The organism is Pedobacter nototheniae, assembly GCF_032678625.1.
Lineage (GTDB): Bacteria > Bacteroidota > Bacteroidia > Sphingobacteriales > Sphingobacteriaceae > Pedobacter > Pedobacter nototheniae_A.
Genome location: NZ_JAVTSO010000002.1, coordinates 470,616 through 483,382, shown reverse-complemented (window position 1 = coordinate 483,382; position 12,767 = coordinate 470,616). Strand labels below are relative to the sequence as shown.

The window sequence follows — 12,767 nt, the reverse complement described above, 5'->3', positions numbered from 1 at the left end:
ATTTACACGTCCTCCCTTTAACAGGAGGACGTTTTTTGTTTGAGTCTAAATATTTACATCCAAATCCTTTCTTTACTAAAAAATAACTACATGATTATTATTAATCTGGTATTTAAAATTGCCGGTCACGCTCAGTATCTTAATCAATTTACGGAGTGGTACATCGGTTGTTAAATTCACCCTGATTTGTCTTTCGGCGATAGCAGTACTATTAATTTTAATGTCTGCGTTATACCAGCGCTCTAAAATGGTGGTGATATCTGCCAGTTTTGTTTTTCTAAAAACCAGCTTACCGTTTTTCCAGTCTTTAATATCCGTTACAGATACATTTTTAAATTCTTTAGTTTGCAATTGTTCGTTCCAGGTAACCGCTTCGCCAGGTAAGAGCACAGCAATTGGCTGCAATTTTTTATTTACTTCCCTATCTACACGAACTTTTCCGGTACTTACTAAAACACTTAAAGGTTTATTTAAAAAAGCATCAACCTTAAATGAGGTACCCAAAACCCTGGTTACAATATTTCCGGTATGAATAATAAAAGGTTTCTTTGGGTTTTTCGTTACTTCAAAAAAGGCTTCTCCTGTTAGGTTAATCTCTCTTGTTTGAGCAGCAAAGCGTGCGGGAAAAGAAAGTTTACTTCCGGCCCCGAGGTATACCACTGATTGGTCGGGTAATAGAATTTTAGATCGTTTACCGTTGGCATTTTCAAAATACTCATAAGCGGTAGTTACCTGAACCGGTGCCTGATTAAGCCTGGCGAGCATAAAAAAAGAAATGGACCCGAAAACAACCAATATGGCAGCCGCATAAGACAGATATAGTCTTAAATCGTGCTTTATTAATTTATGCTGTGCCTGGAAAGGTTGTTGTGCTTCGGTATTTTTCTTAGGTAATTTATCTTTAAACCTCACTAAGGCTGCATCTGCATTTGGCTCATCATTAAGCGGGTTACCAGCTGAAGAAAGCTCATCCATTACTTCATCAAAGAGCATGGATAAATCATACTCAGACATTAACTTTTTAAGCTCAGCGGTTTCACCGGCCGTAGAATTTCCGTTAATGTATTTTCTGATCAGGGCCTTTTTTTCTTCTTTGTAATCCATTGATGTTGTTCTTCAATAGACATAACACCAACTTTTTAACAGACCACCTATAGAGATGAAAAAAAATATTATTTTTTCTTTAGGGCTAAAAGTATTTCGAAATACTTACGATAAGAATGAAAAGCGTAAAATCTGCATGTTCTTTGATATGCTGTTTAAAAAAACCGAGTGCAGCAACCATATAATTTTCTACGGTATTGATGGAAAGATTCATATCCTTTGCTATTTCTGCGTAGGTTTTGTTCTCCTCACGGCTCATTTGGTAAACCTTGCGGCGGGCAGGGCTCAATTCGCTTAGTTTCTGATGGTATATTTTTTCCAATTCGGAATAAATAATGGCGTCATCAGCCGGCCTGGATTGTACCACATTAGCATCAATTTCTTCATCTAAAGAAACTGTTGCCAATATTTTTTTACGGTAATGATTGTAGATTGCATTTTTAACCGAACGATACAGGTATGCTTTTAAATTTACATCGACATGAATATCGCCCTGCTTTTTCCATAAGCCAAGCATTACATCCATAGTTAACTCCTCAGCAATAAAAGTATTTCTTACATTTTTAAAGGCATAGTTATACAGTTCTGCATAATATCTTTTAAAAAGAATATCGTAAGCGATGGTATCACCACCTTTATACCTTTTTAATAAATCAATATCCTGTAAATCTTTTACTTCTTTAAACATGCGGAATGAAGAGAAACTCTTGACCACAAATTTAATGGCTTAAACGGCGCACTGCGTTAAGCCAATATTAAGTTATAAATTGTTATGTTAATTTTTCCTCCAGGCTAAATGGTTGGTGATAACACCAACCATAAAGTTTGAAAGGATGAGAGCTCGGGAAGGAGATTATTAATTTGCATTTTTCTTTAACCACTCCAGTCTACGCTGATCCGGTAATTGTTTTACTTCAAAATTTTCAAATTTAGCGTTAAATCCATTTCCATCCGGACTTGCGCCCATAAACCCAACCATTACTGGCCTGTTATCCTGTAAATAGGCATTTCGCATCATGATATAAGTTTTATCATCGTAAGAATAAAATATTTCAACAGCATCCAGTCTTCTTATCGCTTTTATCCATATAAACGCGGGTACTTTATCCATTGTAATCACACTCCAGTCGCTGGTTTTGTGCGTAACCACGGTACTTAAATTGTACTTACCATCAACAAATTCAATACCGGCTTTAATGTAATTTTCGTGATCTGTACGCAACATCAACCCCATTTGATCGAAACGGGCTTTATAATCCCCGGTAATTTTTACCTTTACTTCAAATTCTCCTCCATAAGTACTGTAATAAAAAGGGGCATCATCAACCGTAAAGCCGTAATGCGAAATTCTCCAGTAATCACTTTGCGGTGTTACCAACATAGTTAGGGCATTATTTTTAATTTCCCACTTTTTAGGTTCGTTAAACCATTGCATTTTTTCAAGTGTTTGGGCAAACCCTGTTTGTACTGTTATGAATGCGGCAATACTCAAAATAATTTTTTTCATTTGTTGTTTTGTGTTAATAACCATATGTTAGATTTGGTTTACAAATGTATAAGCCTATTGCCGATGCTCCAATACTGATTAATAACCATATTGAAATGAATATTATAAATAGCCTGAATGAACAGTTGCTAAAACAGCCTTTTGGTGAAGACAAGAATAAATCTGTTGGTATTCTTCAATACCAGCATATGGCTTCTATGTATGCCAGGATAGAAAATGCTATTGCGGTATTAAGTGATATGAGTGCTAATAAAAGCTATATTTATAATGGAAGGGTGGCTAAAGCGCTGGGTTTTAAGGAAAGTTATGTTTCTGAGGAGATAAACTCTATTTGGGAAGACGATATTTTTAATAAAATCCACCCCGATGATCTTATCGATAAACATCTGCTGGAACTTAAATTCTTTAACATGTTAAAAGGTTTATCTACCAGTGAAAGATCAGACTACCAGGTTAAAAGCAAAATCAGAATGCTGAACAAAGCTGGTAAATACATTATTGTGGAACACCGTATGTTTTACATTAGCAGTGCGATGGATGGTAGCCTGTGGTTAGCCCTTTGTTTGTACAATCTCTCTTATGATGAGCAAACCGAAGAAGCATTGAATGGGCTAATTCTAAATTCTGCAACCGGAATTTCGATCAAACCTGATCAAAAAGACTATAGTAAACTTTTGTCTGTTCGCGAAAAAGAAATATTGCAGCTGATTAGAAGAGGAAAAATGAGTAAAGAGGTTGCAGATTTACTTTCTATAAGTGTAAATACGGTAAACAGGCACCGGCAAAATATTTTAGAAAAATTAAGGGTTAGCAATTCCTTTGAGGCTTGTAGAATTGCAGAGAGAATGGACCTGATATAATTGCAGATCTAAATTAAAAAAAGAACGTTCAATTTAATTAAGATCGAACGTTCTTTAAGCATTGTTTCCTGAAAGAAATATTTAGTTATCCTTCTTCGCTTCCATTCTTCATTTTCATCAATATTGCATATGCATTTTTAACTACAATATTACCTGGTTTGCCTTTGGTTTTAATTTCAGTAAAGCCTTCCAGGTTTGTACCCGTTTGTACCTGAATCATTTTATAACGGTGGTTACCCAAATCTTCGAATACATAATAATTATTTTCCCATTTTACAATTGCCTCTTCAGGTGCGGCTTCAACTACCGCATTTGAAACAGAAATTGCTGCATTTAAAAAGGTACCCGGTAGTAATTTACGATCTGCATTTTCAATGTCGCAATGTACACTTGTTGTACGGTCGCCCTCTATGTTTGGGGTAATGAGATGAATTTTAGCGATATACTTTTTATCCGGATTGGCAGCTGTAGTACATACAATTTCTTGTCCTACTTTTAAGTTTACGGCATCACGCTCAAACACCGTCAAACTTGCGTGTAATGCCCCCGGACTAATCAACTCAAAAAGCACATCTGTAGCATTTACATATTTGCCAGCATTAATATTTACTTTGGTAACATAACCACTAATGGGTGCATAAACTTTAATGTTCCTGGTGATATTATCTTCATTTAGCGTTGATGGATTAATTCCAATAAGCCTTAGTTTTTCTGCCAGCGATTTTACCAGTACCTTCTGGTTATTAAATTCACTTTCTGTTTGCTGGAAAATTTTATCACTGGTTGCTTTTGTTTGGTTCAATCCTTTTTGCCTGGTGTAATCCGCTGCAACAAATTTGAGTCTGTTTTTTGAGGTAAGGTAGTCTTGCTGCAATTGAATGTATTGCTGATCTTCTACCAATGCCAGTACAGCACCTTTTTTTACCATCATCCCCGGAATAAGATTCATTTGTTTAACGTAGCCACCCATCGGTACACTTACCGAATAGGTATTTTCTGGCGGAACATCCACTACACCATTTACATTAATAGTATTGTGCATACCTTTTGCTTCGAGTTTTCCTGATTGTATACCTGCGTTTTTAACTTGCGCTGCACTGAGCTGAACCTCATCTGCATTTACCTTTACTTCCTGATCAGGAGAAATTGTTTTATCGCTTTTATCTGCATTACTACAAGCCATTAAAATGGCCATACAAACAATTCCAACTTTTAATTTATGTTTCATTTTGTGTTATTTATCTGTTGCCGTTAATTTTTCTATCTCAAATGCAGCATCATTTAGCTGTTTAACTTTATCAAAATATTCTGCCTTGAGTTGTATGGATTGATTAATTAATATAACCCAATCGAGGTAGGCAATTTCTCCGGCATTTAATTTATCGGTTGCCGTTCTAATAATGTCGCTGGCATTTGCAAGAGAAACTTTCTGGTAAGATTTAATGATTCTGTTTAATTGCTCATAACGGTTAACCGCATTGTCAAGCGATTGGTTCAACGTTTTTTCAGTTAATTGCAGCTCTTGTTCTTTTTGTTGTATGGCAATTTTAGAAGCTTTAATTCTCGATTGCTGCGCACCAAAGAAAACCGGAATCCCCAAACCAATACTTACCGACGAAAATCTTTTACCACCATTAAAATACTGCTCTGCCCCCATGCTGTTTGTTTGCCAGCCTATAATACTGGAATTGTTGTAACCAAAACTTAAGGATGGCAATAACTTACTACCTTCCAGTGTTTTTTGTTTTTTAGCAAGTTCTAATTGTGCCGCGCTCAACTTAAGTATTGGATTGTTTACCGCTTCTTGTTTAGCCAGTAAATTAAAAGTATAAATTGAGCCATCCATAGCGGGTTCTAAACTGAGCTTGCTGTTTAACAGAAATCTAAACGATTTAAGACTTAATTCATAATCCATTTTAAGCATTTCCAGCTGATTTCCAATCTGTTGTTTTTGATTTTCAGCCGTACGAAGTTCCAGAATATCTACGTCTCCGGATTTGAACCTTTGTGATGATTTATCCAGAAAGGCACTGTAAACACTATCTGCCCAGATTAAAAGTTTATGTTTTTCCCGTAATAATATTATATCAAAATAGGTCGATTTAATTTCAGCTTTAAGTTCTAATTCTTTTCCGCCTAATTGTACCTCACTGATCTGAACATTTGTTTTATGAACGGCACTTTGCCGGCCATAAACAGTCGGAAAATCAAGGCTTTGAATTACTGAAAACTTATTATCATTTGCCAGGCTATTAAATTTACCATAATCAAAGCTTAGCGCAGTTTTAGATACATCAAAGCTATTTTTGCTGAGTTGTTTATAATATTGAATTTCTGTTTGGGCAACTTTTAACGATACATTGTTTTTTATCGCCGTATCGAGGGCAGCTTCGAGATTGATTTGTTGTGCTTTAGACGGTGTTATACCCAGAAAAATAAAAGCAGCAATTACAGCCAATTTACGTTTGGGTTTAAAATAACCAAAGCCCTTCTCAAATAAAATATATAACATGGGTAAAACAAATAAGGTTAACATTGTTGATACCAGCAAACCGCCAATAACGACAGTTGCAAGTGGTTTTTGAACAGCACCACCGGCCCCGGTGCTGATGGCCATTGGAATAAAACCCAGTGAGGGAACAAGGGCGGTCATTAATACAGCACGCAGTTTAGATTTTGTAGCGTGAATAACAATCCGTTTTACATCAGTCCATCCCTCCTTTTTCAGCCGGTTAAATTCTGTAACCAGTAAAATTCCATTTAATACAGCAACACCAAACAGCGCAATAAAGCCTACTCCGGCTGATATACTAAAAGGTAAATCCCTGATCCAAAGGGCAAATATCCCTCCGGTAGCCGATAAAGGGATAGCTGTGTAAATCAGGAGCCCTTGTTTTACGGAGCTAAATGCGAAATAAAGGAGCAGAAAAATAAGTAAAAGGGCTATGGGCACTACAATAGCCAATCGCGATTTTGCTGCCGTCATATTTTCAAAAGATCCGCCATAAGAAATGGTATATCCTTTAGAAAGGTTAAGCTGCTGCCCTGCTTTTTGCTGCAGTTCTTCTACAATCGACTGTACATCTCTATCTTTAACATTAAAACCTACAATAATCCTCCGCCGCGTATCTTCTCTTTGTATCTGATTTACGCCTTCTACCTCCTCTATACTTGCCAGCATGCTTAATGGCACCTGGTTGCCCGATTTGGTGAGCACCATCAGGTTCTCCACATCTTTAATGTTTTTTCTGGCGGCCTCATCCAAGCGCACCACCATATCAAAACGTTTTTCGCCTTCGTAAACCTGCCCCGCAATTTGTCCGGCAAAGGCTGTATTTACCACCCGGTTCACATCGCCAACATTAATGCCATACTTGGCCATTCCATCTCTGTTGTATTTTATTACAACCTGTGGCATACCCGTTACTTGTTCTTCATACACATTAATAGCTCCCTTAACGGTTCCAATAATGTGCCCTAAACGCTTGGCATAACCTGCAAGTGAATCTAAATCCTCGCCAAAAATTTTACAAACTATATCTTGTCTTGCTCCAGTCATTAACTCATTAAAGCGCATTTGTACCGGAAACTGAAAGCCGACCGTAATCCCTGGAATAACTTCCACCGCTTTTGTCATTTTTGCACTCAACTCCTGAAAAGAACTGGCCGAAGTCCACTCTTTTTTAGGTTTTAAAATCACCATCATATCACCGGCTTCGAAAGGCATTGGATCTGTCGGAACTTCGGCACTACCAATTTTAGTGACAATTTTTTGCACTTCCGGGAATTGATCCAGCAGGATTTTTGATGCTTTTTGAGTGGTTTCAATGGTGTTATTAAGGTTACTCCCCGTAAGCAAACGCGTTTCTACTGCAAAATCGCCCTCTTCCAATTGAGGAATAAATTCTCCACCCAATGTGCCCATAACAAAAACAGAAATTGCAAAGAGGGAAATGGTAACGGCCAATATAGTTTTCGGAAATTTAAGTGCCTTACTCAATACCGGCTGATACCTGCGCTCTAACCAGGCCATTAATTTATCTGTCAGATTTTTTTTATGACTGATGTTTTTATTTAAGCATAATGCCGACATCATAGGTACATAGGTAATGGACAGAATAAACGCTCCTAATATTGCAAAAGCAATTGTCCATGCCATTGGCTTAAACATTTTACCTTCGATACCCTCTAAAGAGAGAATTGGAAGGTAAACAATGAGGATAATTATTTGACTGAACACGGCTGATTTAATCATAGAACCTGTAGACTTTTCAACCTCTGTATCCATTTGATTTTGGTTGATCCGGTTTAGTGACCTAAAGTGTTTGCTGTGTGAAAACCGATGCAGAATTGCTTCCACAACAATTACAGAACCATCAACGATAAGACCAAAATCTATGGCTCCGAGCGACATTAGATTTCCGCCAACACCAAACTTATTCATTAATATAATGGCAAAAAGCATCGACAGTGGAATAACAGAGGATACAATTAATCCGGCACGGAAATTTCCGAGGAAGAAAACCAATACAAAAATTACGATTAATGCACCTTCCATTAAATTGGTTTCTACGGTACTGATCGCATTATCAACCATTTTAGTCCTATCCAGGAAAGGTTCAACAACAACCCCTTCAGGCAGCATTTTTTGTATTTCAGCAATTTTATCTTTAACCCGTTTAACCACCACTGATGAGTTTTCTCCCTTCAGCATCATTACAACAGCCCCGGCAACTTCGCCCTGTGCATTGTAGGTCATTGCGCCATAACGGATGGCTGATCCGTACTGCACTTTAGCCACCTGCCCCATAAGCACAGGCATTCCGTTATCAAGCGTTTTTACCACAATTTTCTCAATATCGGCAAGGCTTGTGGTTAACCCTTCACTCCTGATATAAAGCACAGTAGGTCCTTTCTCGATGTAGGCACCACCTGTATTTTCATTGTTTTTTTCTAAAGCGTCAAAAATTTCAGCAATGGTCAGTCCATAAGCTTTCAACTGGTCTTGCTTTACTGCAACTTCATATTGTTTAAGTCTGCCTCCAAAGCTCGATACTTCTGCCACACCTGGCGTTCCGAGAAGCTGGCGCCTAACAATCCAATCCTGAATGGTGCGCAGTTCCTGTTCGTCATATTTGCCTTCATATCCTTTTTTCGGACGAACAACATACTGATAAATTTCTCCTAAACCTGTAGAAACCGGAGCCATAGCAGGCGAGCCGATTCCCTGGGGAATTTCCTGCTGAACTTGCTGCAAGCGTTCGGCAATTTGTTGCCTTGCCCAGTAAACATCTGTTTCTTCATTAAAAACGATGGTTACCAGCGACAGCCCGAAACGGGAAAAACTTCTGATTTGTTTGAGCCCGGAAATGCTGCTGCAGGCTTGCTCAATAGGAAAGGTTATTAAACGTTCAATATCCGGAGCACCTAAAGAAGGCGAAACGGTAATTACCTGTACCTGGTTATCGGTAATATCAGGAAGGGCATCAATAGGTAATTTGGTAACCTCATAAGTTCCCCAGCCCACAAGCGAGAGTACAAATAAGGCAATAATCAACTTATTCCGAACGGAAAAGCCGATAATCTTATTTAGCATAATAAATTATTTTAAATGGATCGACATATTATTCAGGGCGAGCGAAATTCTCTCCTGAAAAAAAACTGGAAATAGATAGAAAATTATGCTAATGCAATTGGTGGTCGGAACAGACTTCCAAAGGTAGGATTGTTATATTTTTTCTCGTAAGTTAAAGAAGAATCAATTAAAAGATGTAAACAGGCCGCTTTTAAGAGCATAAATTTCTCGGATGGAACACCGATAGAGATTACATGGTGGCCATCTACTTTTTTAAATGGCAGCTTCATATCTTCCTCATCGTCATTATCATCCAGGTCTTCTCCGATATAATGCATTTCCAGAAAATCAATAAAACTGATTTGTGAATTCAATTGATGATGTTGCAGAAAATGTGAGATAAGCTGAGGCATCTTTAATACTTCACGCACAGAAGTACTAAATATCAGTACGGGGAACAGCAGGAAGATGACGATTTTGTTCACGCGGCAAATATAGCTAACGTTGCCCTTAAATCAAATGCAGCATGTTATCAAGTCTGTTACTTTTAAAATACTTTAGCCTTATTCAACTTAACTACATTATCTGCAACAATATAAAAAAGTCCCTGTCTTTATAAAAGACAAGGACTTTAATTTTCAATTTGCTTTTATCAGGCTATAAAACCTTGTGGAGCCATTTACTTCACAATTTTAAACTCCGTTCTTCTATTCAGCTGGTGTTCGCTTTCGGTGCATTCTACCCCATTTGAACAACGGTTTAAAAGTTGTGTTTCGCCATACCCTTTTGCTGTAATCCTGTTTTTATCAATTCCTTTAGAAATAATGTAATTTACTGCTGATTCGGCTCTTTTCTGCGATAAGGTTAAATTATAAGAATCTTTGCCTCGGCTATCGGTATGTGAGCCAAGCTCAATCCAGATGGTTGGATTGTCTTTCATTATTTTGACCAGTTTATCCAGTTCAACCGCAGCATCTTCACGAATATTCCACTTATCAAAATCATAATAAATATTTTCTAACCTGATGCCTTTATTGAGTTCAATGGCTTCGAGGTATAGGTTTTGCTGTAATATCTGCGAACTTGTTAAACCAATTGTTGCCAGATTTTCGATATCAGATCTGTATGCTGTTTTTTCTGCGCTAACGTTATACTCCGCATCTTTTGCGAGGTTAAATTGATAAGCGCCGTTTTCGTCTGTTTCAACTTTAAGCTCACCCCCATTTACCTTTGCAAGGGTTACGATTGCACCGTTTATTGGTTGATTAGTTTTCTTATCGTAAACCCTTCCTTCAAGTTTGAAGGCTAAAATCATGTTCCGGTCGATGGCATAAATATCGTCGCTCCCCACACCGCCGTTACGATTTGAAGAAAGATAAGCGATGCCATCAATTTCATTCAGGCTAAAACCGAAATCATCATGCGGAGAGTTAAATGGATAACCCAGATTTTCAATCTGCCCGATGCCGGAGCCATTTCTTAATGCCCTGAAAATGTCCAGGCCGCCCATTCCTACCCGACCATCACTTGCAAAAAAAAGATTGTTTTTAGCATCAAAGGCCGGACTACGTTCATTACCTTCTGTGTTAATTTCCTCCAGATTAACTGGTTTACCCCAATCGCCAGCATCCGTTTTTAAACAAACGTAAATATCTGTTCCTCCTTTTCCACCAGGCATATTCGATGCAAAGTATAAGCTTTGTCCATCGGTAGAAATAAACGGATCGCCAACAGAATAACTATTCACATTGTTATATTTAAAAGAAACAGGCTCACTCCAGCTTCCGTTAGTCTCTTTTGTACTGCTGTAAATTTCGACATTAACCGTACTTGGCTTGTTTTTTACTTTTTCCAAATCTCCAGGAATCTTTGTCATGGTAAAATACATGGTTTTTCCATCAGCAGTAAAACTTGCGGCTCCCACATGGTAATTGGTTCCTGTTTTGATTGGGAATAATTGTAAACTATCCGTTTGTGATTTGATGTACAATTTCAGGTACCCATTACCTGTCCAGCCATATGTTTTTTTATCGGGTTCTTTTGCACCGTCAAATTTTAAAAATGGCGTACTTTCTTTTGATGTTAGTCCGCTGTTGTTTCTGTCTGAAGTGAAAACAATTGCACCCTGATAACTTACCGCTCCCCAATCTGACTGTGCGCTATTTAAAATTTTCTGATTAACCAATTCAACCTGTTTTGGTGTTTTCATCCACTTTATTGCCGAATCGCAGGAGGCAACCCAAATGGCCAGCTGTTTCTGTGAAACTTCTTTATTGCGATCGGCATAGTTGAGGTATTGTACCTTTGCCTCAGTGTATTTTGAATTGTTTTGCAAAGCTTTTGCATAACCCAATACATTATCTGCTTTACTATCGGGCATTTTAGAAGCTATTGCATACCAGCTTTCTGCCTGCACGTAATTGTTCACAAAGCTGTAAGCATTAGCTAATCGTTCTGCGGCATGTAAGCTTTCTTTCTTTTCATAGGCCTGTTCGTAAAGGTCAATTGCCTTGCTGTAATTGTACAACGTGTACTGTTTATCGGCATCTTTTATTACATATTGTGCATCGGCTGAGAAGCTGATGGCCAGTACACCATAAACCGAAAGTGATATACCTAATATAAATTTATTCATTATTTTGAGGTGAAAAGGCCTGAGGCCCGGTTAATTCATATTTACTTTTTGTAAAGTCTTCTTCAATTACCCTGAGGGATGAAAATGATTGATTACAAAAAAACAGTGGGTTAAAAAACCCTTGGTGTAGCCATTCTTACATCTGATCTGCCAAAAGAAAAGGCTACGGATATTTCGTGCGTACCACCGCTATAGCCCTGTAACGGGCCAATTGAAAAATCGTAACCATATCCAATCCTGAATTTATCTGAAGGGAATAATTGTATTGCTGCAACAGCAGAATTTCGGGTAGAAAGGTCTTTTTGAAGATAACTTTTATCGTACAGTTTTATTCCTGTGCGGTAAGATCCGCCAATCCAGACTGCATCCCTGATCATCAAAAAGGCGTTCACATCCAAACTGGTTGGCCCCCCTCTGTCGTCTTTAATTAAAAAAGAAGGTTTAATCTGGAAATCCTCGTTTAATGGAAGTAATACACCCGCTGTTAAATAGTAATGTGGCTTGGGTTGTGGAATAAAGGCATACCTATCGATATTGATGTATTGAGCAATCAGGTTATCGGCAGAGAAACCTGCATAAAACCTATCGTTGGAAAAGTAAACGCCTGCCCTTGCATCGGGTACAATGGTACTTTGAGTTCCAACGGGCTGGTTAATTTCTATATCATTGGGGTTAAGCATTGAACCATCTATTGCCAAATTAACCATACCCACACCTAAACCAAGCGCTAAACGCGAGCTGCCATCATCATTCATTCTGATCCGGTAAGCATAATTTCCGTACACGCTTAAATTGGTTTGCGCACCAAGTTTATCGCTGGCCACCTGAAGTGCAAGACCAACGTTGCCATCATTGGCAATGGCATCTACCGCAAGCGACATACTTTTTGGTGCACCATTAATCCCTGTCCACTGACTGCGGTAAAAACTGTGCACGTTTAACACTTCCTTATATCCGGCATAGGCTGGATTAATGTAAATCCCGTTGAACATGTACTGGCTGTACTGGGCATCTTGCTGGGCAATTGCCGACCTGCACAGCAGTACCAAAGAAAGTGCAATGAATAATAATATTTTTTTCATGGAA

General features: G+C 38.1%; 9 protein-coding genes. 1 reads left to right on the top strand and 8 read right to left on the bottom strand.

Features of this window, described 5'->3' with window-relative positions; all coding sequences use genetic code 11:
- Nucleotides 1–75: 75 nt before the first annotated feature.
- The 3 genes from R2Q77_RS07765 to R2Q77_RS07755 form a co-directional block, all read right to left on the bottom strand.
- Nucleotides 76–1,104 (bottom strand): FecR family protein, encoded by a 1,029-nt coding sequence (locus R2Q77_RS07765; RefSeq protein ID WP_316803151.1) that lies wholly within the window; start codon nt 1,102–1,104, stop codon nt 76–78.
- Between the two features lie 85 nt (nt 1,105–1,189).
- Nucleotides 1,190–1,819: an RNA polymerase sigma-70 factor gene (locus R2Q77_RS07760; RefSeq protein WP_316803150.1), complete on the bottom strand. Its 630-nt coding sequence runs from the start codon at nt 1,817–1,819 to the stop codon at nt 1,190–1,192.
- 141 nt (nt 1,820–1,960) lie between these two features.
- Nucleotides 1,961–2,611, bottom strand: coding sequence for a DUF1349 domain-containing protein (locus tag R2Q77_RS07755; protein ID WP_316803149.1), 651 nt, complete (start codon nt 2,609–2,611; stop codon nt 1,961–1,963).
- Between the two features lie 44 nt (nt 2,612–2,655).
- Here R2Q77_RS07755 and R2Q77_RS07750 point away from each other — a divergent pair, with 44 nt between their 5' ends.
- A complete protein-coding gene (locus R2Q77_RS07750; RefSeq protein WP_316803148.1) occupies nt 2,656–3,471 on the top strand; it encodes a helix-turn-helix transcriptional regulator in 816 nt (271 codons plus the stop codon).
- An 85-nt stretch (nt 3,472–3,556) separates the two neighbouring features.
- Here the strand turns inward: R2Q77_RS07750 and R2Q77_RS07745 are convergent, their stop codons facing one another.
- The 5 genes from R2Q77_RS07745 to R2Q77_RS07725 form a co-directional block, all read right to left on the bottom strand.
- Nucleotides 3,557–4,699 (bottom strand): efflux RND transporter periplasmic adaptor subunit, encoded by a 1,143-nt coding sequence (locus R2Q77_RS07745; RefSeq protein WP_316803147.1) that lies wholly within the window; start codon nt 4,697–4,699, stop codon nt 3,557–3,559.
- Nucleotides 4,700–4,705: 6 nt separating this feature from the next.
- Nucleotides 4,706–9,067, bottom strand: a complete 4,362-nt coding sequence (locus R2Q77_RS07740; RefSeq protein ID WP_316803146.1) for a CusA/CzcA family heavy metal efflux RND transporter — start codon at nt 9,065–9,067, stop codon at nt 4,706–4,708.
- 83 nt (nt 9,068–9,150) lie between these two features.
- Nucleotides 9,151–9,459: a hypothetical protein gene (locus tag R2Q77_RS07735; RefSeq protein WP_316803145.1), complete on the bottom strand. Its 309-nt coding sequence runs from the start codon at nt 9,457–9,459 to the stop codon at nt 9,151–9,153.
- A gap of 266 nt (nt 9,460–9,725) precedes the next feature.
- Complete coding sequence (locus R2Q77_RS07730; protein ID WP_316803144.1) at nt 9,726–11,681, bottom strand: OmpA family protein; 1,956 nt, start codon at nt 11,679–11,681, stop codon at nt 9,726–9,728.
- A 110-nt stretch (nt 11,682–11,791) separates the two neighbouring features.
- The gene (locus R2Q77_RS07725) at nt 11,792–12,763 is read right to left on the bottom strand and encodes a type IX secretion system membrane protein PorP/SprF (RefSeq protein WP_316803143.1); all 972 of its coding nucleotides are present in this window, start codon (nt 12,761–12,763) and stop codon (nt 11,792–11,794) included.
- Between the last annotated feature and the right edge of the window lie 4 nt (nt 12,764–12,767).

What these genes read in the sequence shown, in the direction of transcription:
- R2Q77_RS07765 (WP_316803151.1), bottom strand. Translation starts at nt 1,104, where the DNA reads ATGGATTACAAAGAAGAAAAAAAGGCCCTGATCAGAAAATACATTAAC.
- R2Q77_RS07755 (WP_316803149.1), bottom strand. Translation starts at nt 2,611, where the DNA reads ATGAAAAAAATTATTTTGAGTATTGCCGCATTCATAACAGTACAAACA.
- R2Q77_RS07750 (WP_316803148.1), top strand. Translation starts at nt 2,656, where the DNA reads ATGTATAAGCCTATTGCCGATGCTCCAATACTGATTAATAACCATATT.
- R2Q77_RS07745 (WP_316803147.1), bottom strand. Translation starts at nt 4,699, where the DNA reads ATGAAACATAAATTAAAAGTTGGAATTGTTTGTATGGCCATTTTAATG.
- R2Q77_RS07740 (WP_316803146.1), bottom strand. Translation starts at nt 9,067, where the DNA reads ATGCTAAATAAGATTATCGGCTTTTCCGTTCGGAATAAGTTGATTATT.
- R2Q77_RS07735 (WP_316803145.1), bottom strand. Translation starts at nt 9,459, where the DNA reads ATGCCTCAGCTTATCTCACATTTTCTGCAACATCATCAATTGAATTCA.
- R2Q77_RS07730 (WP_316803144.1), bottom strand. Translation starts at nt 11,681, where the DNA reads ATGAATAAATTTATATTAGGTATATCACTTTCGGTTTATGGTGTACTG.
- R2Q77_RS07725 (WP_316803143.1), bottom strand. Translation starts at nt 12,763, where the DNA reads ATGAAAAAAATATTATTATTCATTGCACTTTCTTTGGTACTGCTGTGC.